We start from the raw sequence: 24,271 nt of genomic DNA on the forward strand, positions 1-24,271 counted from the left end.
TCAGTCGCTCGGTGTGCGGGCGACGAATTCTGCCGCTTCGCGCGCCATTCGCTCCTCGATTCCGCCACCCCAGCCATTCTCCAGTGATGCCAGGCGCTTCATGGCTTGCCGTTCGTCAAACAGATAGAGCGGCGTATCGCTTGCGATGGGATAGGCCGCTCCAGACCCTCCGCCATGTTCGATTACCACCGCCACCGTATAGCGGGGCCGGTGAACCGGCGCATAACCAACGAACAATCCATGATCGCGCTGCTTCCAGGGGAGAGAGGCATTGGAGCGGACGCCGCGGCGACGTTCGGCCATCGTGATGCGGCGAACCTGCGCGGTGCCCGTCTTGCCCGCCAGCTTGATGTTCGGAAGGGGAAGGCGGGCGCGGGTTGCGGTGCCCTGGCCATTGACAACATCCTCCATTCCCTGGCGGACGATCGCAAGCATTCGGGGGTCAATTTCGAGTGGTGCGGCAGGCGCCTCCTTTGCGGCAAGTAGCTTGGGATGGGTTTTCTCACCGGCGGCAAGCCGCGCCGTCATGACCGCAAGCTGCAGCGGGTTGGCGAGCAGATAGCCTTGCCCGATTGTCGCATTGACAGTGTCATAGGCTTCCCAAGGCTCGTTGTATCGTCGCCGTTTCCAGGCAGGATCGGGGACAGTGCCGTAATACTGATAGGGAACCGGCAAGCCTAAAAACCGCTCGCCAAGCCCAAAACGTCTGGCCATGTCGGCAATTGGCTGAATGCCCACCCGAATGCCCATGACATAGAAATATATGTCACAGCTTTCTGCAATCGCCCGGTTCATGTCGACTACACCGTGGCCACTACGGCGCCAGCAATGGAACGTGCCGCCGGCAATGTTGATCCGGCCGGTACAAAGGACGGTTTCGTCTGGGTCGATGTTCTCATTCAGCAAAGCCAGGGCCGTGATCGGCTTGATGGTCGATCCGGGCGGATAAAGTCCCTGGAGGGTCTTGTTTCTGAGTGGAACGCGTTCGTCTTGCGACAGCATGTCCCATTCGAACTGGCTGATCCCATCCGAAAAACTGTTGGGATCGTAGGCTGGCATCGAAGCCATAGCGAGAACGCCGCCGGTGACCGCGTCGAGCACCACGACCGAGCCGGACTGGGTGCCCAGTCGCCGCGACGCATAGGTTTGAAGCCCACCATCAATGGTCAATTGTACGCTTTTACCTATAGTGTCGGATCGGACCTCTAGCTCGCGTACGACCTTGCCCGTGGCTGTCACTTCGGCCCGGCGCGCGCCGGGCTTGCCCGTCAAATGCTCGTCGAGCGTCTTCTCGAGCATATCCTTGCCGACTTGCATGCCCGGAACCATTAGCAAGGGATCGCCGGTTTTTTCATACTCCTCGCGGCTTGGGGCTCCGACATAGCCGAGCAAGTGAGCTGTCGCGGCTCCTGCTGGATAGTGCCGCGAAAACCCTCTCATCGGGGATACGCCGGGGAGGTCGGGAAGGCGTACATTTACAGCGGCATATTGGTCCCACTCGACATCGCTCGCAACCCGCACGGGCTGGTGATCCAATGCTTGTTCGAGGTCGGTCTTGAGGCGGTCCGTCTCATCGGCGCTAAGATCGAGCAGCTCGGCAAGCTGCTTCAGGACCTTATCGGCGTCCTCGAGGCGATCGGGCAGGAGATCGATCATGAAGACCGATTTGTTGCTGGCGAGGGGGACGCCCGTGCGATCAAGCAGCAATCCGCGCCTCGGCGGGATCAGGCTCAGCTGAAGCCGATTGCTCTCGGAGAGCAGTTGCCATTTTTGGTTTTCGGCGATCGCAAGCCAGGCGAGCCGGCCTGCCAACACACCGCCGAGACCGAGCTGCACCGCGCACAAGATTGTCGCCCGGCGAGAAAACTGCTGCTCCAATATCCTCTTGTTCGTTGGCGGTTTCGCCACACACACTGCTCCTTATTGCAAGACTCCCGGTTTTGATTGTCCGTCCAGACCGGCTCCTGGTGCGCGCTGGCCTGCCCGGGCGGCACCTCATTCGGATAAACAGACGCGGGGCGCGCTTGGTGATTACGAGAACGTCGCCGACGGCGAAGTTCAGAACAAATGGGTGTTGCCTCTCGCAATGAGATGCAAGATCATGTTCATGGGAGCGCAGGCCTCCTCATCCTCATAGGGATCCGGGCCCTTTCGGCGGTCAGTCTAGGCCTTGTTCAGATTGGCGACTTCGACCGCGAGGGACCGCTGTGCCTGCGCGACAAGAACTCCATGATCGGTAGCAGGTGGGATCGGCGGGAGTATCGAAACGGTAATCGATCCAGGATGCAGCCGCATGCCCTGCCGCCAGAGCCGGCCGGCATCGTGGGCAACGATTACTGGGGGTATCGCCAGATTTCGATAGAGCAGTTCCACTCCGCGCTTGAATTCGATCGGGCTTCCCGGCTGCTTGCGTGTGCCTTCGGGGAAAATGAGCACCGAGCGACCCGCCGCTACTTCCGCGCGGCAGGCCGCAAGCATTTCACGCAGCGCCCGCGCCGACTGAGCGCGATCGACCGGGATCATGGGGGAGTTCTTCAGGAACCATCCTATCACAGGCAGCGCCAGAAGCTCACGCTTGGTGACAATCGCCACGTCAGGGAAGAGAACGAGTGCGGCAAACGTTTCCCAGGCCGATTGATGGTTGGCGATGATGAGGACGGGACCCTCGGGCAGGTTAACGCGTCCCCTTTCCGTATAGCGGATTCCGGCCAGCGCAGCGAGGAGACAGAGAAGGCCGCGCGCCCAAATCCGGGTGAGCTGCCGAATGATCCGCGGCGGACGACCCAGAAGAACCAATAGCGGGATCAAGGGCGCAAAAAGGAGAGTCCACACCGCCGCCGACACTGCAAAGGCGAGACTTCGCATAGTGGTGATCAGGCGGCTCATCGGGTTTTCTCGTCTCGGTGCAGAGGATTTCTAAACGGGCTGAAACAAGAGACGGGGCACGGCAGCTCGGCTTACAGGACGAAGCGCATCAGCGCGTTGTTTCCCGGCCGGAACCTCTCATCATCCGCCGAAACACCAAAGAAATCTGAGGGGCGGGGCCTCTCCCTGCGTATTCCAAGTAGGTGGAACTTCGGTGGGGAAGAACTCATGCCATTATCTTACGCCGCACAATCAGAGGATATTGTTGCCGAAGAGCAGGAGCGTTCCGAACCTGAGAACCGGCGAGAGACGAACAGAGAGATTATTGAGCGGGTTCTTGTTGGCGATTATGTCATCTTCCGCCGGCTTGCTCTCAAGCGTCTGCGCGACCGCCTCGCGGCGGATGATGTCCTTCAGTCCTTCTGCGTCAAAGCGCTTGAGCGCGCGCATCAATTGCGCGATGAAAATGCCGTCCACGGATGGCTGCGGCGCCTCTTCGAGACGACGTTGCTCGACCATTACCGGGCCTCGGCGCGGCTCAACGCCAAAACGACCCCGCTTGAACCCGGCGGCCCACCCTTGGAAGAAATCTCGGGAGAGAGTTTGTCGGTCGATGAAAGCGAGGTGGTCGAGGAGGTATTGGCGACGCTTCGGCCAGCCTATACGCAAATCATCCGGCAAATGGACCTGGGGCGGGACGAGCCTTCAGTCATCGCTTCGCGCCTCCACATTTCGCCCAACAATCTCGCCGTAAGACTCCATCGTGCCCGCGGCGCATTTCGCGATGCTTTGGCCGACACCCCTATTGCTTTGCAAACTTGAGGAGCCGACGCGCTCGTGTGGGCGGGCAGAGACTATGTCATGCCTATTCAGTGAGACCGAAACGAGGTCTGCGCTGTAATAGCAGGCGCGCTCCCGCGTCTATGTACATGCATGCGAGCTCTAAGGGTCGAATTGTCGGGACCATTTGGCTGCGTAAAAGCCCGAACCCGCCAAGCTCGTTGCCGCGGCGATGCCTCCAACCCCGCGCCTCGGCAGTGCGGCACGCCGTGATCCTCCCCCCTCCTACGGCGTGCCGCCATTGCTTTCCGACAAGCGGGAGCAAGACCGGTGTCTGATACGCTCTTGCTATTCCTCACGCTGGATTGGCTCGCGCGGTTTGCTATCTTCGCGGTGATCATTTTCAGCCGACCAGCGGTTGGCGCACAGGGCTGGCTCGCGCTGGTTCTCGTCTTCCCCATTCCAGCCATTCTCGTTGTTCTCTGGGCGTTCCGTCCGCTGGCAACGGCGCGCAGGCGTGCGCGTTTTGCTGAAGCGCGAAGGCAGCTCAAGATTGCGCGCCGCCAGATCCTGATGTCGCAGCACTGCTCACCGCCGCAGCTTCCCGCGCATCTTGTTCGGGCAGCGCAGCTCATCGAGCGGGTCAATTTGTTCCCTGCGGTGGGTGGAAACAACATCGAAGCGCTAGCGGATTATCAGGAAGTGATCGACCGTCTCGTGGCCGACATTGGTACTGCCCGGCACCATGTTCATCTCACGACCTACATCTTCTCCGACGATGCTGTGGGCAACCAGATCATCGCGGCGCTCGTGGCTGCCGCAAGCCGCGGGATAGAATGCCGGGTTCTGATCGATGCGCTCGGTTCCTATTGGTGGTCCCGCCGGATCATTCGAAAACTCAGGAGCTGCGGGATAACGGTGCGCCGCGCGCTGCCCGTATCGCTAACGAACATGGAGGCCCTGCGGCCCGATCTGCGCAATCATCGCAAGCTCGCTGTGATCGACGGACGGCTCGGATATATCGGCTCGCAGAACGTCATCAGCGCCGAGCTACCGGGAGGTCAGCGCAGCAAGGAATTCGTGGTGAGGGTCAACGGACCCGTCGTGCTCCAGATGCAGGCGCTCTTTGCCAATGACTGGTTTTTGGAATCCGGCGATCTGTTGAGCGACGGGGCGCTCTTTCCGCATGAACGGTCCGCAGGGGCGGCGCGCGCACAATTGGTGGCTGGCGGACCCGAATATCGGCGCTCTGTCATCCGGCTGCTGCTCGATGCGCTGGTGCATACGGTCGAACACCGTCTGGTCATCACGACCCCCTACTTCGTGCCGGACGAAGCGCTCCTGCTCGCGCTCGAAGGGGCCGCCGCCCGCGGTGTCGAGGTCTGCTTGATTCTACCGAAGAAGGGCGACCATCGTCTGGTCGATCTGGCGCAGCGCTCTTTCTTCGATCGAATGCTGGAAGCGGGCATCGACATACACCTCTATCATCGCGGCTTCCTGCACGCCAAGCATGTAAGCGTCGACGATGACCTCGTCCTTGTCGGTTCGATGAACATCGATTTGCGCTCGCTGGAGTTGAACGGAGAAGCTGGCCTCCTCATCTATGATCAGGACACAGTCGCGCGCCTGCGCGAAGAGGAGGCGCGCAACATTGCGGGGAGTGAGCGCTTGGTTCGCGCCGAATGGAATGCCAGACCTGCGCTTGCCCGCGCTGCGGAAAATGCAGCACGGCTCTTTAGCCCGCTATTATAGGATCAACTTTGCTTTGCACGGCAGACTTCGCGTCGCGCATCTTTGCCAAACACCCCGCCAGGATTTTCACGCGCTGGGAGGAGCGTTTGAATAGCTCCGGGCGGAATTCTCAGGCGGGGGAGGGGTGTTGTACATTGCGTCCAACAATGCGGACCCGAAGTTCGACTGTTTCGCCATTCTTCGGGAGTACAATCGCATTCCCGGCATGAGTTTTGCCATCAACGGTGAGTTCGACGTCAGCGCAGCCAAGCCCTTGCGGATCTTCGACTTTCACTGACACCAACCCGCCACCAACGCGCAGTGTCGCGCTGAAGCCGCCCCAGTTGGGCGGGATACAGGGATTGACGATGAGTTGGCCATCGATCTGTTGCAACCCCAGGATGCTTTTTGTGGCGAGCTGCCATGCCCAGCCAGCGGCCCCAGTATACCAGCTCCAGCCCCCTCTGCCCGTATGTTGCTTGCCCGCAGATATGTCTCCGGCGACGGCGTAGGGCTCCAGGCGATAATGCTCGGCCTTGGCGTGATCGTCAGAGCGACGGACGGGGTTGATCATGTTGAACAGGGCAAAGGCCTTCTCGGGGTCCTTCACCCGCGCAAAGGCCATGCCCAGCCACGCGGTCGCATGCGAATACTGACCCCCATTTTCGCGAATTCCCGGGGGATAGGCCTTTATGTAACCGGGATCGATCAAGCCTTCGTCAAACGCGGGCCAGAGCAGCCTGGCCAACTGGTCTTCCTGCGAAACAAGCATATCCCATGCGGACTGGAGAGCCTCGCTCACGCGCTCTTGATCAGCCGAGGCAAAGGCCGCCCATGACTGCGCGATCGAATCGATCCTGCATTCGTCGCTTTCTGCCGAGCCGATGGGCCGCCCGTCATCATCGAACGCGCGCAAGTACCATGAGCCATCCCACGCGCTTTCTTCCGCGCGCCGTCTTATCTCGGATGCCCGTTCTTCCCATTCTTTCGCCTCGTGCATCCGACCGGTCCGGCGGCAGATGTCGGCGAAGCCTTGCGCTGTGACCGTGATAAACCATGCCAACCAGACGCTTTCGCCATGGCCCTTCGCGCCGAGGCGGTCCATTCCATCATTCCAGTCCCCGGCGCCGATCAGCGGCAGTCCATGGGCCCCGACTGCCAGAGCGCGGTGCAGTGCGCGCTCGCAGTGCTCGAACAGCGAGCCGCGCCACTCGGTCGCATCGAATTGCGCATATCGATTGGCTTCGTCGGGGGCGAGTTCATCGGCATCGAGGAACGCGACTTCCTCGTCGAGGATATCAAGGTCACCGGTCGTCGTGACATAGATGCCGACAACATAAGGCAACCAGAGTAAATCGTCGGAAAAACGCGTTCGCACGCCGCGATCAGCAGGGGGGTGCCACCAGTGCAGAACATCGCCCTCTACGAATTGATGCTGCGCGCTTTCGAGGATGTGCGCGCGAGCGAGCGCCGGCGCGGTGTGGAGAAGCGCAAGAACGTCCTGCAATTGATCGCGAAAGCCGAAGGCCCCGCTCGACTGATAGAATCCCGTGCGCGCGAGAACACGGGACGACAGCGTCTGGTAGAGCAGCCAGCGGTTGACCATGACGTCGAAAGCAGGGTCCGGGGTTGAGACTTGAAGGGCGCCGAGTGTCTCATCCCAGAAATTCTCCAGCGCTATCATTGCCGTCTCTGCCTCGTCTGGCTCACGCCAGCGCTGGGCGAGTTCCATGGCCGCATGGTGGCCTAGCCCTTGGCCGAGCACGAACAGGATTTCTTCTTCCTCGCCCGGGCCAAGATCGAGGTGTATCTGATAGGCTCCGCATGTATCGCCGCCCGCGCATACGCTGTTGGTTAGACCCCATCGCCGAAGCGCCGCGGGATCCGCCGGGTCCCCACCCCTGCCGATGAATTCGCCGCGGTCGGTCGTGAAGCCGTGCGGTGGGCGGTTTGCCGTGAGAAACGCCACCTGTCCGGCAAAATCGCTGTTCCAGCGGTTCGTTGCCGTGATGGTCTGCGTCTCGGTGTCAAAGTCGCAGACTATGTGCGGGCGTGCGATATTGGGAAGAGAGCCGAGCAGCCACTCGGCATAATAGGTTGCGGTTACGCGCCGGTGCCGGTCTTCGCAGTTGCGGATCCGCAGCCGAACGATCTTCACCGATGCATCAAGCGGTACGAACATTGTGAGCTGATGGGCCAAGCCGGCGAACCGTTTTGACCATTTGGTGTAACCCGCGCCATGCCTGACTTCGCAGGCAGCGGCATCGCCAACAGGAGCAGGCGTTATGGTCCATACCTCGCCAGTTTCCTCATCACGCAGGTAGAGTGTTTCGGAGGGACGGTCCGTGACCGGGTCGTTCGACCATGTTGTGAGACGGTTCTCGCCGCTGTTTATTGCCCAAGTATACCCCCCGCCAGCTTCGCTTACGAGCGCGCCGAAGTCACGGTTGGCGAGAATGTTGCACCACGGAGCAGGCGTCGCCTGCCCGGGTTCGACGAAGATGACATATTCGCGGCCATCCGCCGTGAACCCACCCAGACCATTGTCGTAGAGAAGGTTCGCTGAACGTTCGAGCGATGTCATCGAGGGATGCTGCGCAGCCCTTGTTGCAGAAAACAGCGGCAAGCGGTTTGGCACATCGTGCGCTTCTTCCAGCTGTTCCTGCAAACTACCCCGTGCGTCGTCGAGGGTGACACGCGCCGTGCTCTCCAGAAGGCGCACCCGATCCGCACCGATCTGATCCGCGAAAACGATATGCACGCCGCCCTTGCGTCCAAGCAGCTCCGCCATCTTCGCGCGTTGCAGCGCCTCCCTGAGCTGGTCGAGCACCGGTTCGATGTAAGCTGAGCCGGCAAGCTGGAGGATCACCAGATCCACCTCTAGTCCGTGCCGCCGCCACAATCGATGGGCGGCGAGGAGGACGGGCAGCAGGGTCGTGGTCTCACCGGCAGACCGCAGCAGAAGGATGGGGTAATCGCCGGACACGCCCATCCCCCACAAATCCGCTTGTCCGAGACTGTTCTCGTTCTTGATCGTCCGCGCGCTCGATGGGGCGTTCTGCGGATAGATGAGAGCCGAAGCGAGCTGCTGCACGACGGGCAGGTGTTCGGCTTCGATGTTCATGTGAACCAGGGAGCGTGCATTTTCGGTTGCCGTATCGTGGAGCGCCCATTCGATCGAATCGAGAGACGAATGACGCTCGGCCAGCTCGACGGCGGTTTCGCGCGACGCGGCTGCGACTGTCAGGAAACAGATTTCCCTAATCTCGAACGGCTCCAGGTCGATGAGGTGTTGAAGAGCCATGACCGGGTCCAGGGTCCACCCTTGGGTGTTCTGCACGGCTTCGGTCGCTCCTGTTGGGGAGCGCAGGCTTTCATGACGCCTGATGAAGGCGCGCCGGTCGGTTTCGAAGCGGGCATTGCGAACCGGTCCCCCGCCATCGACCGCAAAATGAAGGAGCACCGGCGGCGTGTCCTGTGGCGCGCGCGCGCGGCGCTCGAACAGCAGACCACCAAGCGATGGGACATGCTCGCTCTTGATAAACAGTTTGCTGAATGCCGGGTGCCGCTCGTCCTCGAGCGGCTCGCCGAGCACGATCTCGGCATAGGTCGTCACGCGAAGCTTGCGGTGACGGGAACTCTCGTTGATGAGCCGCAAGCGCCGCACCTCGATGTCGCTTCCGGCAAGAACGCCAATCTCGAGACGCGATACAACGCCTTGATCGCGCCGGCGAATTACTGCCTGGTGCGCATGGCATGTGACCTCGTACTCTTCCGCTTCGGACCCGGTTGGTTCGAGCGTCGCCGACCATAGCCGTCCGGTGTCTTCATCGGCGATGTAGATCCAGTAACCGTCCGCGTCGTGAGTGGCGTCGGCCACGAAGCGTGTCAGCGCCCGGTGATGCCAGCGCAGTCCGCCGCTACCGCTATCAGAGAGCCACGTCGATAAAGGCCCGTTTCCAAGCAGGAGCATTTGCGGCACGGATGCTTCGCGCCTGGGTTGCCATGACGCAGGCAGAGTGACGGGCGTTCCCCGAACCATGGAAATCGTAGGGTCGGCAAGCCTGTCAATTTCTGGTGGAATCTCGCGTGGCACCCGTTCGCTCAACAACAACATCGTGGGCCGCATTCGTGGATCTTCGGCGAAACGGCTAGCGAACCGGTCTGAGAACAGCGCATTGACGATCGCCGACAGGAGCATGCCTTGGTGGTGTGCCATATAAGCATTAACGGTCCGGGGACCGCTGCCCGGGGACCGCTCAGGCGTGAAGTCGAGCGCTTCGACCAGGCCATATCGACCGCTGCCGCCCGATCGTGTCAGCAGCCTGAGGTTCGCTACTGCCTTCTTTGGTGCAACTGCCAGTGCAAGCGCAGTTGCGTAAGGCGCGACAACCATGTCCCGCGAGAGGCCCCGTTTCAAGCCAAGTTCGGGAACGCCGAACCCTTGATACCTGTAACGGTGTTCAGGATCGCGAGCGGAATATGCCGATTCCGAGATACCCCAGGGAACGCTCTGGGCTCGCCCGTAGCGCTCCTGGACGTCGACCACCATCCGCTCGCTCTCGCCCAGCAGCGTGCCGGTGTCCGGCTTGAGCAGCAGGCGCGGCATAAGATATTCGAACATCGAGCCGTTCCAGGAGATCAGCATCGCTCCACCCTCGACGCGCCGTAACGGGCGGCCCAGATGGAACCAGTGTTCTGGCGGAACATCGCCTTTTGCGATGGCGAAAAAGCTCGCTAGCCGTGCCTCGGAAGCGAGGAGGTCATAATAATGTGTATCGGGACGTCCCAGACTGACATTGATGCCAATGCGCAGGAGGCGCCGGTGCTCGTCATAGAGCGGCGCAAACTCCATTGAATAGGCCATCTCGATTGCTTGGTCTGCGAGGCTGGACAGTTGGTCAGCCGGGATACCGCCGTTCCCCAGGTCCCGGCACATCGAACGTATCTGGTACTGCAACCGATCGACGAGCACCTCGATGTCGACCAGATGGTTCGGCGCTGCCTTTTCGGACTGCTCGCCCAGACCAAGCGCTGCCTCCATCTCCGGGATCAATACCTCGCAGATATCCTGCAGGCCGGCCATCCAGTGGGCACGGTCTTCCTCGACACCCTCCAGGCGCGACCTTAGCTGGGTGATCCAACGAGGCAGCGCTGCATCCTCAGAGTTTTGCGCGACTTGTTCGATCAGATCGATCACATCGATCAGGCCGCGCCAGCGTTGCTCCTCCATACCTTCCGCACGCCGCGCCTCACGCAAGGAAGCAGCGTAGGCGAGCAGGGCCGCCGCGAGATTGCCGCTGTCCACCGTCGAGACATATCGAGGTTCCAGCGACGCGAGCGTTCTTGTGTCGTACCAATTGTAGAAATGTCCTCGATATCGTTCCAGGCGATCGAGCGTGGCGAAAAGGTTCGCCGTCCGCGCCGCGAGTTCCGAACGGCCGATGTAACCGAGGTCCCAGGCTGCGGCTGTCGATAGCATCAACATGCCGATATTCGTCGGTGACGTGCGCTGCGCGATTTCTGCATGCGGAGCGCCCTGGTAGTTGTCCGGGGGGAGCCAATTGTCTTCCGGACCAGCGAAGGTCTCGAAGAAGAGCCAGGTCCGCCTCGCCAGGCCCCGCAGGAAGCGCCGGTCATCCTCGGCAAGCGGTTCCGCATCTTCGCGGCGTTCGCGGGCCATCGCCCAAGTGATTTCCGGCGCGGCGATCCAAAGAATGAGCAGCGGAAGGGATGCGGCCAAAGCGTCAGGTTTGATGGCGGCAAGAAGCGCCGCGAGAGCGACCGAAATAGTCGGTCCCAACCACATCTTGCGCCATATGACACCTCGCGCTCGGTTCGAGCGGAGGTCGGTGGCGGAGTGCGCGGCGCTTGTCCATTCGAGGAGGTTGCGCCGGCTTGCAAAAAGCCTCCAGAGCGTGACCGCGATCGCACGCACCGACAATATGGCGTCATCGAGCAGATAGACGACGGCCAGAAACCAGCGGCCGGCCTGATCGCGCAATTGCGGCCCCAGGCTACGCGATGTCCCACGCCGCCGTCCTGTCGCCAATCCGGTCACCAGATCGGTGAATACCTGGCCCGCTGGCATGAAGAAGGCCAGCAGGCTCCAGAACCAGGCTTGTCCCGGCAGGATGAGCCAACCCGAGATCGCCAGCAAGATCGTTGCCGGGGCAACCAGACTCCGCCTCAGATTGTCAATAATTTTCCATCGGTCGATGGCGGCGATCGGATTTGGGGATCTTGTGCCATCTGATCGCCTCACCTTGCCTGCCAGCCATGGCAGGAGCTGCCAGTCCCCGCGGATCCAGCGATGCGCGCGCCGCGCATATTCGAGGTAGTTTCCGGGAAAGCCTTCGAACAGGACGATATCGCTGGCCAGACCAACCCGGCCATGGACACCTTCGAAGAGGTCATGGCTGAGAATGGAATTTTCGGGCACGCGCCCGGCAACGCTGCGGTGGAAAGCATGAAGGTCGTAAATGCCCTTACCGACAAAAATTCCCGCGCCAAACAGGTCCTGATAGACGTTCGAGACAGCCCGGCTGTAGATGTCGATTGACGTATCGCCGGCAAAGAGCCGTGCGAACAGCGTTCGCGATCCACTCTGGGGCGAAATCTCCACCCGAGGCTGGATGATCGTATAGCCTCCAAGCAACGTTCCAGTGTCCGGATCGAACTTGGCCTGGTTTAGTGGATGGGCAAGCGTGCCGACGAGCTTTCGCACAGTGCCTGTAGGCAAGGTGGTGTCCGCATCGAGAGTGACGACGAAGCGAATATTGCGGGGTATTTCGCGCGAGCCGACATGTCGATGGAATGCTCCACCATCGCCTTCGATGAGCATGTGATTGAGCTGCTCAAGCTTTCCGCGCTTGCGCTCCCATGCGAGCCAGCACCCTTGTGCTTCACAATATTGTCGAGGGCGCATCAGCAGGTGAAACGGCTCGCTTCCCTCGCTGCGATAGCGAGTGTTGAGCGCGAGAATCTCCCTTTCTAGTGCCTGCTCGATTTGCTTGTCCCCGGCAGTGCTTTCGCTCGCCGCGTCGGCGAGATCGGCCAGGAGCACTACGTCCACCATCGGCTCGCCGTTCGAAAGCCAGTGGTTCTCCAGCTTTTCGATCAGGAAAGGCACTTCGTCCTCGCGGGCGATCACGACCGGGACCGCAATCAGCGTAGCGCAGTCCTCCGGCAGCCCGTCACCAAAGTCGAGTTTGAAAAGAACTCGCGGTGGCAAGAGACGCGTGATCGACCAATGCAAGAAAGTGATCGCGACAACCGAGGCGGGAATGAGCGACAAGGACAAGCCGGCGAACCATCCCGTCGCGCCTGCGTCAGCGGCGTCGAGATATATCGCTGGCAGCAATAGGGCCCAGACAAGGAGCCCGATGAGCGAAACGAAGTAGACCGGGCCAGGATGGCGCAAGGCATAGTCCAGAAGCCGAACCCGAGCCGGGAATACCGCTCCCGTCTGTTGCCGGAATGCCCGGCGTCCTTCACCGGCGAGCCAGAATCCGACGTGATGAGATCGGTCGTCAGGCAAAGCGGCGCGGCTTGCTTGGATCGCCTCGAGTGCGACATCGGTCTCGGATAAATCGCCATATTCCGCCAGTTCTTCAACCGCGCGGCGATAGCGATCGCGGCTATCGAAATCCATCTGCCCGTAATATCCGGATGGGTCGTTTCGCAAGATCTGTTCTACCGGACTTACGTCGTCGAACAAATCCTCCCACGAGATGGCATCAAGGGTACTGAGATTGGCGATCGCGCGTGCGACCCGTTCATTTGCTTCCAGTGCATGCGCCTCGCCTGCCCATGAGGTGGTCGCGACGGGCACGTCGAGCTGATCGCACAGCAGGGTCGACAGGGTTTCCACGAGGATCTCGACGCAAGCGATGCGAAGCATGGCCGGGAACGCCCAGAGTTCTCCGATGCGGAGCGGCGCCGTGCGCTGATAAGCGATCAGGAACCGGCTCAGGGCCGATGCCGAAACCTGCATTCGGCTCAGTTCGAGAAAACGGTGCGCGAGCACGAAGGCACGCGGGAAGCCAATGGTTTCTTCACCCTCGAGGGCTGGCAGTTTGCTATAGAAGCCGGTCGGCAGATCCTGTTTGATCTGCCTCAGCGCGCGCTGGACCACATAGTCATTGTCGAGCAACCATTCCGCCGCCTTGCTGGCTTCGGCCCCAGCCTTGGCGCATGCCAGGCAAGCCGCACGCAGCCACTCGAGGATGGCATCGGTTCCCGTGCGAGCGGGAATCTCTTGCGCTGCTTGCGGGGATATCCGGTCCTCCTCGGCAAACTGGATTGCAGCATGATCGAGCGCCGAGAAATCGCTATTAATGTCCGACATCAGCTGGCGAATTCAGTTTCCGCAGCGAGGGCCTCGAACATGAAGCCAGAGCGGCCCGGTTTGGCCAATGGAATCCGAAGGTCCGGTTGGACGATGAATGTCGGGCAGGGCGCACTTTTCGCCAGAGCGCCGGCGACACTTCCGTAGGGCGCGCTGGCAAGGTTGGTCTGGCCATGGGAAGCGACCACAACAAGGTCGATTTCGAGGCGGGATGCGATCAGATTGAGCCGCTCGCACGTTTCGCTGTCGGTTCCGAAATACACGGTAGCGTCGATGCCTTGCCGCAGGAGCCTCAACTTCCATGTTTCGAGATAGTTGCGGGCGCGCGCGGAGGTATTGCTCCTATCGGAACCGGCCTGTGTTTCGAGTGAGGGCAACTCGGCGGTTGGAGAAACAATGTGCGCCAGGATCACTTGCGCTTCTAGCGACTGGGCAAGCCTTGTGACAACCGGCAGCACGCTCTCGGAATTGGGCGATCCATCAAGCGGCACCAGAAGTCTGCGGTACTCGGCCGAACATTTCCTTTCGCGTCCCGAAGGAAGTAGAAGCATGGATGCTGCGCCGCTTGTCAGCAGCCGGTCGGCGGTGGTGCCCAGGCCTGAATGTGGACCTCGCCCGCTATGCCGCGCGAGGACGAGGACCGACCCGCGATGACCCTCCGCCCAGTCTATCAGCCGTTCATGGGCGGTCCCCGGGAGAACAACGGGCAGCACATCCGAGACCGTCTCGCTTGCCTCCCCAATAAGCTCGCCTATGCCGTCGCGGCATTCGGTGAAGCGCAGGTTCCACTCGATCGGGTCGGCAGGAAGAACCCCATGCGGGGCCGTTTCAACGATCTGGGCAAAGCCAAGCTGCAGGTCGAGAGCTTTCGCGATTGCGCGCGCGTGCCGTGTCACTTCGAGGCGGTTCATGTCTTCGTCCAGACAAGCAAGAATTTGCGGCGCTTGGCTAGAAAAGCGGGTGCGTTCGTCTCCAACCGGCGACCTCAGCACCGTGCTGGCACGTGATCGGGTATTCGTCGACATGGCAGTACGCTCCGGCATCATCGTTTCGCCCAGGCAATCATGCCTGGTGCCCCCGCGAATGGATTTTATGGCACATCGGCCATCAGACGCAGGAAGCACCGGCATGGTCTCACCAGCCTCATGCAGGGCAGCGAGACTTCTTCTCGAAAGCCGGCCGATCGGGGAAGGCCGACATATACTTGGACGCGAGCGGCACTGATCAATTACACCCGCACCATTGGTTCGCGTGCGGTCTCGCGTTCCAAGATCGAACCGGGATTATCGATCGGTGGAGGCTCTGGCCCGGCGGGGCATCTTGCTCACCAGACTGCGCGCAAGGGTCGATGCGCATTCGCCTCCAAGCGAAGAGGCTCTGCCCTGTCAGGGCTGCGCAATGTGCGCCGGCGGCCCGCCTTGCTGCCGATCAATGTATTTCTCGGGGCGCTGATCGAAGCGCCGCACGCACTGAGCCGAGCAGAAGAAATAAGACCATCCCAAAAATTCGCGGTGGGCCTCGACGGTCTCTAGCGGAATGCTACGCTGGCATACTGGATCGGTCACCTGCATCGTCAGAACGCCGTTCCATGTTCGCACCACACGCATGTGCAGTCCTGATGGTCGCAACTTGGGTCATGTAAGCCCCTGCGCAGGCGACGTTCTGCAGCGGGGAAGAGCATAGCGTGGAGAGATGATGCCGCATACAGCTTGTGCAGCCTCTCTCCCGTATTGGCTTGCATCAGTTTCGCTGTCACCCAATGGCGTCCTGTCGTTCCGATGCTGTTGAAGACAAAACGATTGACGATGCCCGCCTTCATTCTCGGTAAAAGCAAACGGCGCCACAATTGCTCATAGCTTCGATTTTCGAGGATGCTTTGTGCAGCGAGCGCGCCCGAAGTGATTGAATAGCGTAAACCAAACCCCGCAAGGGCATCTTGGAAACCAGCATGCTCGCCCGCAACCGGATGGCGCCCCTGGACTGCGCTTCTTGGGAGTCGCAGATTTCCATAACCGCCGAAGGCTTGTTCGTTACGCATCACGAGCCCGACTTTCTCCCGGAAGAAATCACAGGTTCGCTCGACAAATTCCTGTTGCCGTTTGAAGCCGCTAAAAAGACACGCTGCGATAGTCCCGCGGCCTTGATGGACGAGGAGATAGGCATAGCCTCGCGGTGCCAAACGGTCGTCGAAGGCAATGTAAGCTCCATCTTCACACTCGGTTTCGAATACATATCCCGAGGCGATAATATCGGCTTTGCGCGGTCCCCCGGCGAGGATCGTTTCTCCCTCGGTTTCGCGAACGCGACTCCCGAAATGGACCCGCACACCAAGCGCCTCTGCCTGCTTGAGGAGCCCATACTCGAGGCTTTGCACCGATCCGCCGCGCTCAACGAGATAATAGAGTGGGCGGCGCGCTGAAATCTCGTGCCGCCGTCCGCGCGCATCGAAACCCGTGCCTGTCCGGACTGGATGGGCCAGGAAGTTGATATCGATCCCCCAGCTTTGGAGTTCGCACAGCGTATCCTCGTCGCAGCTCCAGTTTTCAAGGCCCTGGAAATCGCCGTGAAACCGCGCCCCGACGTGGCGGTGCCATTCGTGAAGCTCGACATCCCTTCCGCCTTTGGCGAGCACGATCGCCGCGGCGAGACCCGCCGGACCTGCGCCGACCACTGTAACGGCTGCGCTCATTAGGTCAGGTCAGTCGCGAACCGCGCCCCGGCAGGAATGGAGCAAGTTATTGTCACCTCCCTGGCTTGGCGGAGACGAGCGTGCGAAACTTCGGGAAAAACCGGGGAACGCGTGCTGCGTACTGACGATAGCGTTCGCCGAACTCGGCGAGTGCCTCTCGCTCCTCCCGCAGCGACAGCCGCCAGTACATGAGGAGGAGGATCGGGAACATGGCCAGCGTAAGTATGGTCGGCCACTGAACCAGAAAGCCCAGCATGATGAGGACGAAACCGACATATTGCGGGTGGCGGATGCGAGCATAAGGTCCTTCGGTTGCAAGTGCCCCCCCCTTCTGTGCCTGATAGAGCACGCGCCACGCGGCCGACAAAAGGATGAAACCACCTCCGATCAATCCAAAACTGAGGAGGTGGAACGGACCGAAATGCGGATTGCCGCGCCAGCCAAACAGCATTTCGAGCAAATGACCGGAATCGTGCGCGAACCAGTCAACCGACGGATAATTGCTCTGCAGCCATCCGGACAGGAAGTAGATGGTAAGCGGGAAGCCGTACATCTCGGTGAAAAGCGCCACGAGAAAGGCGCTGAACGCCCCAAAGGAGCGCCAATCGCGGCCCGATTTCGGCTTGAAAAAGCTGAACGCAAAAAGAATGAAGATCGCCGAGTTGAAGGCGACCAATATCCAAAGTCCGTATGCGGAATCGTGCATCGTCAGCGCACTCCTCTTTCGTTGCCCGGCCGGTCATTAGCCGCATAGCGGGAGGCAGTTTTCTTGGACGCGCTATCGGTTGTCTGGTCATGTGCGCCATGGTGCCCGGAAGGTGGTGTATCGGCCTGGCCATGCCCGCCGTGTCCGCCATGCCCACCGTGCATGAAGAGGTGGATGCCCACGCAAAACGCCAGGATCAATCCGAGCAGATAATAGTCGCCGGGGATATGGGCCTGATGCTCGAACAGCAGCAGAAACCCGGCGGCGAGAAGAAACACGATCACCGTTATTCCCGCGCGCGTTCCAAAAAATGGCCGATCCGGACCACTTGTCCCCTTTCGCATAGTTATTCCTCAATCGCAGCGCCGCGCCTCGTTTGGCGGCGCTTCAAGAAGTAGACGCAGAGGCGGCCGCGTTCTTACAGGGAGGCTTTCTTGTGGTGCCCGAAACCACCCACGCCGGACTTGGAAGTGTAAGTTGATCACCGACCGCTCGTCTTTGGGAACACAATCATTCAAGACCTGAGAGGCGGTATGACCCAGAGACAACGAGGAAAATCAGCGCGTCACGAACTTGGTCTGCGTGCATTGAAGCCGGCCTTGCGCGCCGTCGTGAAGGCTGGTCGACTTACAGTCATCGGTGCTCACGCGACGCGACTGGTCATCGATTCGGGTGCACCAGGACCCTCGGTTGCGATCAAGCTTCATAGCGCTGCGCTGCCGTTCAAGCTTCTCTCGCGCCCCTCGCTTGCGCTCGGCGAGGCCTATATGGATGGGTCCCTCACTGTGGAGGGCGGATCCATTCGCGATCTCCTTGCAATTGTTACTTCCGGGCTCGACGGACTTGATGAATTGCCGATCGAACGCCTCCGCGCACCGCTCGCGCGCATAGCCACCCGTCTCACAGGCAACCGGCGCCGTAAAGCGGCCAGAAACGTCGCGCGTCATTACGACCTTTCGAACGAGTTCTATGCACTCTTCCTCGACGAAGACTGGCAATACTCGTGTGCCTATTTTTGCGAAGGTTGTTCCTCGCTAGAGGACGCTCAAGCCGCAAAGCGCTCCCATATTGGTCAAAAGCTGATGGTAGGTGAAGGCATGAGCGTCCTTGACATTGGCTGTGGCTGGGGCGGCCTCGCGATCGAATTGGCAAAGCAGGGCGCGGCCGAAGTGTTAGGCATCAGCCTTTCGCAAGAGCAACTGACGCTGGCGCGCCAGCGCGCCGAGGAGGCTGGGTTTGCAGAAGAGGCGCGGTTCGATTTCTGCGACTACCGCGACCTTCAGGGTGAATTCGACCGTATCGTTTCCGTCGGGATGTTCGAACATGTCGGCCCTGCCAGCTACGGGTCCTTTTTCAGAGCCATCGAAGAGCATCTTGCTCCGGATGGGGTCGCCGTCGTCCACTCGATCGGGAGAATGGCTCCCCCGGGCGGAAAGGATCCCTGGGTCGACAAGTACATCTTTCCCGGCGGCTACATCCCGTCGCTGTCAGAGACCCTGTCCGTCGTCGAGCGCATGGGCCTGTGGGTTACCGATATCGAGATCCTGAGGCTGCACTATGCGGAAACGCTGGCGCATTGGTACGAGCGCTTTCAATCGCGCCGCGAAAAGGCGCTCGAACTCTTCGACGAGCGCTTCTGCCGGATGTGGGAGTATTATCTCGCCGCCTGCGAAATGATGTTTCGCAATGGCAATCTTATGGTTTTCCAGCTCCAGCTTGCGCACAAGCGGGACGCGGTCCCGCTGACGCGTGAATATCTCTACGCCCCACGCGATCAAAGCGCCGTGCCGCGCGATGCAGGCGGGAACCATTTGCGCTGCAGCTGCTCAGCTCGCTCGCGTTTGCTTGGGACGTCGAACTCCGAAGGGGTTCCACCGATGCGCTACGATGGTTCGTCGACCAGCTGAGGTTGAACGGCAGAACAAAGGCACGTCCGGTAAGAGTCGAGCCGCTTGTGAGGGTGCAATTCGCAAGCGGTTGCGAAGCACAGCATCTGCGGTGCTGCCAGCGATGCGAAATTAATTGCTGATCGAAAGCATTTGTACGACCCGTCTGCGTAGTATCGCCGAGCCAACGGTTCGAAACGAACCCACGCTTCGGATCGCGCCCATCCGTGCCGTGCCTGTTCTGGCATTTGAACTGCTCGCACGAGCCGCGGCAGATTGCCTCAGCGGCGCTCTCCCATCAGGCGAAGCAGGAACAGGAACAGATTGATGAAATCGAGATAGAGCGTCAGGGCGCCCAGTACGATGGCCTTGCCGCGAAACTCGGTCTGCCCGACCTGGAAATAGATGTTTCTGATCTTCTGCGTGTCATAGGCAGTCAGGCCCGCGAAGATAAGCACGCCCAGACCGCTGACAATCAGGTCCATTGTCGAGGATTGGAGGAACATATTGACGACCAGGGCAACGAGCAGGCCGACAACCCCCATGATCAAAAAGGCGCCCCAGGCCGATAGATCTTTCTTGGTTGTATATCCCCACAGGCTCAGGCCGCCAAAGGCAGAGGCGGCGGCGAAAAAGGTCCGGGCGATGCTCACCCCGGTATAGGCGAGGAATACGGTCGATAGCGACACGCCCATGAGTGCCGCATAGCTCCAGAACAGCGTTTTCGCGGTCCTTTCCGAGAAACGATTGATCCCAAATCCCAAGGCAAAGACAATGGCCAGGGGTGCAAAGATGGCGATCCAGCCCAGCACCGTTGGCGCGCCGGTAGCGGAAAAGAAGATCTCGCGAATGCTGGCGGTATTCGCGACCCAAAGTGCGACGATACCGGTAAGAAGCAATCCGCTCGTCATGTAATTATAGACGCCGAGCATGTATGATCGCAGCCCCGCGTCAAACGTCCCCGAGGGAACCGATTGAGGGATAGAGGCGCGATCAAAGCTTGTCGTGGATCGGTGGTCTTCCATAAGTAGAATTCCCTTTCTTGCGCGGATCGGCACCTCGCGGCCCGATCGTTAGTCGTGGGTATAGGCAAAGTGCGCCGTGACGGCGGGGACCCGGTGCATTCTTGGCGGCGTATTCTTGGACGGGGAGGATTGCATATGCGGGGGGCGTTCGACCTCGATCCCGATCCGGTATTTGATGCCGCGTTGGAATGTCGTGAAACCACCGAATGTGAGCGCGCCGGCGACGGTCATGGGTTCCAGACGGATCGTTCGCTGCAAACCGCCGGGCTCGGTGATATGCGCCCTGACCTTCGCATCGGTTATCCGGGCGCCGGAAGCCTCGTCGAAAACGGCCGCAACGATATGCATGCTGTGCGAACCGGCGGGCACGCCGCCGTGCATCCTCGCTTCGGGGTGGCTCTTGGCGTGGCCGCGCACTGTCGCGGCAGGCACCACGCCCAGATACATCATTAACCCGTCCGCGGTCCTGACACCATCGACCACCCCTGCGTGACTGTTGGTCGGCGCCATGACCGCTGCGAACATACCTGCCGCTGCAACCAGCGCGATTGCTGACCGAATGTGTTTCGAAATCATATCGGGCTCCATTTGCGTGAAAGGTAAGGCGCATGGGGAGGACGGAAATTACATCGCGCGGGCGAGCGGCATCGGGACTGCGGGGTCCGGAAAACGCGGTATCGCTCTTGCCCGCCTGCGCCAAGACGCGCTTGGGTCTCATGTTACAAGCGATGGACGTTCGCGCCCGAGGCGTGCCGGAATTTCGGCCAGACTGCCTGCGGCAAACGAAAGGTCGTTCAGTACTTTTCGGGCGTCTTTATCGTGCAACCACGCACGGGCCTCATACCGCTCCAGATAAATCCGCAATGTCGCACCCCCCGTTCCCGTGCCGGAGAGGCGGTAGACGATGCGAGAGCCGTCTTCGAGCAGGACCCTGATGCCCTGGCGTTCGGCCACGCTGCGGTCGACCGGATCGGTATAGCTGAAATCGTCGGCCATGCTGACGATCGACCCGGCGAGCCGCTTGCCAGCCATGTCGCCGACCTGATCGCGCAAGGCGTCCATCAGCGAGTTCGCCGCGGCGGCGTCCACAGCTTCATAGTCGTGCCGCGCATAGAAATGACGCCCGTAGCGATCCCAATGATCCTTAATGATGCGGTGTACAGGCATGCCGCGAACGGCGATGATCGTGAGCCAGAACAACACCGCCCACAGGCCGTCCTTTTCCCGGACATGGTCGGACCCGGCCCCGAAACTTTCTTCGCCGCACAGCGTGATCCTGCCGGCGTCGAGCAGATTGCCGAAAAACTTCCACCCGGTCGGCGTTTCGAAACAGGGAACGCCGAGCTCTTGCGCGACACGGTCGAGCGCGCGGCTCGTCGGCATGGAGCGCGCGACGCCGGCGAGACCGCCGCTGTAGCCCGGGACGACATGCGCATTTGCCGCCAGCACGGCGAGACTGTCGCTTGGCGTCACGAACATTTTGCGACCCAGGATCATGTTGCGATCCCCGTCGCCATCCGAGGCGGCAGCAAAATTCACGGCGTCCTGCCCGAACATGAAGTCGACCAGGTTCCGGCTCCGCCCAAGATTTGGGTCCGGTTTCGCCCCGCCAAAATCCGGCAAGGGCTTTCCATTGATGACGGTTCCGACCGGCGCCCCGAGGCGCTCCTCGAGGATTGCTCGCGCATAAGGTCCGGTGATCGCGTGCATCGCGTCGAACCGCATTTTGAAACTGGTGCTCGTCAGCAATTCGGCGAGGCGCTCGAAATCGAACAGCGTCTCCATAAGTTCCGCGTAGTCCGACACCGGATCCACCACCTCGACCTCGGTCTCGCCAAGCGAGACCTTACCCAATCGATCGATGTCGATGTCGGGCTCGTCCACCAAGCGATAGGCGACTATCCGTTTGCTACGCGCGTAGATGGCCCGCGACAGAGTTTCCGAGGCAGGCCCTCCGTTCGCGGAGTTGTATTTGATCCCGAAATCACCTTCGGGTCCACCGGGATTATGGCTGGCCGAGAAGATCAAACCGCCACTTGCACCGCGCTTTCGGATAAGATGGGAAGCTGCCGGCGTGGACAGCAGGCCTGCTCGGCCAACGACGAGATGCTTGTAGCCATTCGCGGCCGCCATCCTGCTGGCTGTCTGGATAGCCTCGCGATTGAAGAAGCGGCCGTCTCCGCCGATGACAAGCGTCCGGTTCGCGCCTCCGCCGACCGTCTCAAAAATCGCCTGCAGGTAGTTCTCGAGATAATGCGGCTGCCTGAATATAGCCACCGGTTTTCGGAGCCCCGAAGTGCCTGGACGTTGATCATCGTAGGGGCGCGCGGGCATGGTCAGGACGTTCATCTGCGATCCTTGTAAAGCGGCGTTGAACCTAGAGCGGACGAGCGCTTTCCTGGAGTGCTCGCATTCACCGCGCTAAAGCCCCGCCAGTGCCAGCATTGCTGACGCGCCTTTTTCGGCCTCGTCGGCGTGCTGGCGCATCATCGCAAAGAGCTCACGGCCCAGCCCTTGTTCTTCCGGCGGCGGCAGAGCACATTCGCGTTGGTTCCATTCTTTCTCGCTCACCAGGGCTTCGACCACGCCGTTATCCGCAGACAGCCGCACCACGTCGCCGTCGCGCAAGCGCGCGAGCGGACCACCAGCATGCGCTTCGGGCCAGACATGGATCGCCGCGGGCACCTTGCCCGAAGCCCCTGACATACGGCCGTCCGTGACAAGCCCGATGCTGAGCCCGCGGTCCTGAAGGACGCCCAAAGCCGGCATGAGCTTATGCAGTTCGGGCATCCCGTTCGCGCGCGGCCCTTGAAAACGCACGACGATCACCATGTTGCGGTCGATCTCCCCCGCCTCGAATGCGCGTAGCACGTCATCCTGGTCCGGAAAAATCCGCGCCGGCGCCTCGATTGTCCAGCGTTCGGGGGCGACCGCGCTCGTCTTCATGACACAGCGACCGAGATTGCCGGTGAGGAGCCTTATCCCGCCATCGAGCGAAAACGGTGCCTGAGCGGTTCTCAAAATGCTTTCGTCGCGGCTTATTGTTTCACCGCTGCGCCATACAAGTTCATCGCCATCTAATGCCGGCTGCATTGCATAGGCGCCAAGATCGCCTTTCCAGACTGTCAGGACATCTTGGTGAAGCAAACCTGCCTCGAGGAGTTCGCGAATGACAAAGGCCATTCCGCCTGCCGCTTGGAAGTCGTTCACATCGGCACCGCCATTCGGATAAATCCGGGCCACGAGCGGAACGACCGTGCCCAACTCCTCAAAATCGCTCCAGTCGATCTCCAGGCCAGCGGCACGGGCGATGGCCGGCAGATGAATGGTGTGGTTGGTCGAGCCGCCGGTTGCGAGCAGACCCACGGCAGCATTGACGATCGCCTTTTCGTCGATGCAATGCGCTAGCGGACGGTAATCCTGGCCCTCAGATCCGATCTCGGTAATCCTGTGCACTGCAGCGCGCGTAAGTTGCTGCCGCAGCTTCGTGCCGGGATTGACAAACGCAGCGCCCGGCACGTGGAGGCCCATCACCTCCATCATCATCTGGTTGGAATTGGCGGTGCCGTAAAATGTGCAGGTGCCAGGGGCATGATAGGAGGCGCTCTCGGCTTCGAGCAGTTCGTCATGCCCGATCTTTCCTTCGGCGAAGAGCTGGCGAATGCGCGCCTTTTCGCGGTTTGGCAGTCCTGACGGCATCGGCCCGGCGGGCACGAGGATCGCAGGCAGATGTCCGAAACGGAGCATTCCGATCAACAAGCCAGGCACGATCTTGTCGCAAATGCCGAGGAGGAGCGCGCCTTCGAACATCGCGTGACTGAGCCCTACCGCGGTGGCGAGCGCGATTGTATCGCGGCTGAACAGCGAGAGCTCCATGCCGTCCTGGCCCTGGGTGACGCCGTCGCACATCGCCGGTGCGCCGCCCGCAATCTGCGCTGTCGCGCCGACCTCGCGGGCGAAGATCTTGATTTGCTCGGGATATCGATAATAGGGCGCATGCGCCGAGAGCATATCGTTATAGGCGGTGACCACTCCGATATTGATCGCATGGGCGCCCGCGATGGTCTGCTTGTCCTCGCCCGATGCGGCAAATGCGTGCGCCAGATTGCTGCACGAAAGCGCGCTTCGTCGCGGGCCGGCATCCCGCTGACGGTCAATGAAGGCGAGATAGGCGTCGCGTCGCCGCTTCGAACGGTTGGCAATACGGGCAGTAACGGCTTCGACGACAGGGTTCATGCG

15 protein-coding genes are annotated in these 24,271 nt (G+C 60.7%); 3 read left to right on the forward strand and 12 right to left on the reverse strand.

What is annotated here, in order from left to right:
- Entirely contained in the window at nt 1-1,908 is a 1,908-nt protein-coding gene (gene mrdA / locus D6858_RS06420) for a penicillin-binding protein 2 (protein ID WP_165859651.1), read from the reverse strand.
- Nucleotides 1,909-2,163: 255 nt separating this feature from the next.
- A complete protein-coding gene (locus D6858_RS06425; protein ID WP_047822097.1) occupies nt 2,164-2,886 on the reverse strand; it encodes a lysophospholipid acyltransferase family protein in 723 nt (240 codons plus the stop codon).
- Between the two features lie 207 nt (nt 2,887-3,093).
- Between D6858_RS06425 and D6858_RS06430 the strand changes: the two genes are divergently transcribed.
- Nucleotides 3,094-3,687 carry an RNA polymerase sigma factor gene (locus D6858_RS06430; RefSeq protein ID WP_120108418.1) on the forward strand — a complete coding sequence of 198 codons (594 nt, stop codon included), beginning with the start codon at nt 3,094-3,096 and terminating at the stop codon, nt 3,685-3,687.
- Nucleotides 3,688-3,975: 288 nt separating this feature from the next.
- A complete protein-coding gene (gene cls / locus D6858_RS06435) occupies nt 3,976-5,397 on the forward strand; it encodes a cardiolipin synthase (protein WP_158246581.1) in 1,422 nt (473 codons plus the stop codon).
- Nucleotides 5,398-5,506: 109 nt separating this feature from the next.
- Here cls and D6858_RS06440 read toward each other — a convergent pair whose 3' ends face one another.
- The 6 genes from D6858_RS06440 to D6858_RS06465 all read right to left on the reverse strand — a co-directional run bounded on the left by D6858_RS06440 (nt 5,507) and on the right by D6858_RS06465 (nt 17,405).
- Nucleotides 5,507-13,726 carry a GH36-type glycosyl hydrolase domain-containing protein gene (locus D6858_RS06440; protein ID WP_240623730.1) on the reverse strand — a complete coding sequence of 2,740 codons (8,220 nt, stop codon included), beginning with the start codon at nt 13,724-13,726 and terminating at the stop codon, nt 5,507-5,509.
- Nucleotides 13,726-14,751 (reverse strand): universal stress protein, encoded by a 1,026-nt coding sequence (locus tag D6858_RS06445; protein WP_165859652.1) that lies wholly within the window; start codon nt 14,749-14,751, stop codon nt 13,726-13,728. The genes D6858_RS06440 and D6858_RS06445 overlap by 1 nt, the downstream gene beginning before the upstream one ends.
- A gap of 360 nt (nt 14,752-15,111) precedes the next feature.
- On the reverse strand, nt 15,112-15,297 hold the full coding sequence (locus D6858_RS06450) for a YHS domain-containing protein (RefSeq protein WP_046904089.1): 186 nt from the start codon (nt 15,295-15,297) through the stop codon (nt 15,112-15,114).
- A gap of 2 nt (nt 15,298-15,299) precedes the next feature.
- On the reverse strand, nt 15,300-16,415 hold the full coding sequence (locus D6858_RS06455; protein ID WP_103022885.1) for an NAD(P)/FAD-dependent oxidoreductase: 1,116 nt from the start codon (nt 16,413-16,415) through the stop codon (nt 15,300-15,302).
- 52 nt (nt 16,416-16,467) lie between these two features.
- Nucleotides 16,468-17,121, reverse strand: a complete 654-nt coding sequence (locus D6858_RS06460) for a methyltransferase family protein (protein ID WP_046904092.1) — start codon at nt 17,119-17,121, stop codon at nt 16,468-16,470.
- A 2-nt stretch (nt 17,122-17,123) separates the two neighbouring features.
- Entirely contained in the window at nt 17,124-17,405 is a 282-nt protein-coding gene (locus D6858_RS06465; protein ID WP_224199591.1) for a DUF2933 domain-containing protein, read from the reverse strand.
- 249 nt (nt 17,406-17,654) lie between these two features.
- Between D6858_RS06465 and D6858_RS06470 the strand changes: the two genes are divergently transcribed.
- Complete coding sequence (locus D6858_RS06470) at nt 17,655-19,028, forward strand: SAM-dependent methyltransferase (protein ID WP_082134960.1); 1,374 nt, start codon at nt 17,655-17,657, stop codon at nt 19,026-19,028.
- A 260-nt stretch (nt 19,029-19,288) separates the two neighbouring features.
- Here the strand turns inward: D6858_RS06470 and D6858_RS06475 are convergent, their stop codons facing one another.
- From D6858_RS06475 to edd, 4 genes are all read right to left on the reverse strand, one after another.
- Nucleotides 19,289-20,032 carry a Bax inhibitor-1/YccA family protein gene (locus D6858_RS06475; protein ID WP_420823821.1) on the reverse strand — a complete coding sequence of 248 codons (744 nt, stop codon included), beginning with the start codon at nt 20,030-20,032 and terminating at the stop codon, nt 19,289-19,291.
- Between the two features lie 48 nt (nt 20,033-20,080).
- On the reverse strand, nt 20,081-20,608 hold the full coding sequence (locus D6858_RS06480) for a hypothetical protein (protein WP_133305252.1): 528 nt from the start codon (nt 20,606-20,608) through the stop codon (nt 20,081-20,083).
- A gap of 138 nt (nt 20,609-20,746) precedes the next feature.
- The gene (locus tag D6858_RS06485) at nt 20,747-22,381 is read right to left on the reverse strand and encodes an alpha-D-glucose phosphate-specific phosphoglucomutase (RefSeq protein WP_103022889.1); all 1,635 of its coding nucleotides are present in this window, start codon (nt 22,379-22,381) and stop codon (nt 20,747-20,749) included.
- A gap of 72 nt (nt 22,382-22,453) precedes the next feature.
- Nucleotides 22,454-24,268, reverse strand: a complete 1,815-nt coding sequence (edd, locus tag D6858_RS06490; protein ID WP_120108427.1) for a phosphogluconate dehydratase — start codon at nt 24,266-24,268, stop codon at nt 22,454-22,456.
- Nucleotides 24,269-24,271 lie beyond the last annotated feature (3 nt).

The sequence above is a fragment of the Tsuneonella suprasediminis genome (assembly GCF_003605755.1).
Taxonomy (GTDB): Bacteria; Pseudomonadota; Alphaproteobacteria; order Sphingomonadales; family Sphingomonadaceae; genus Tsuneonella; species Tsuneonella suprasediminis.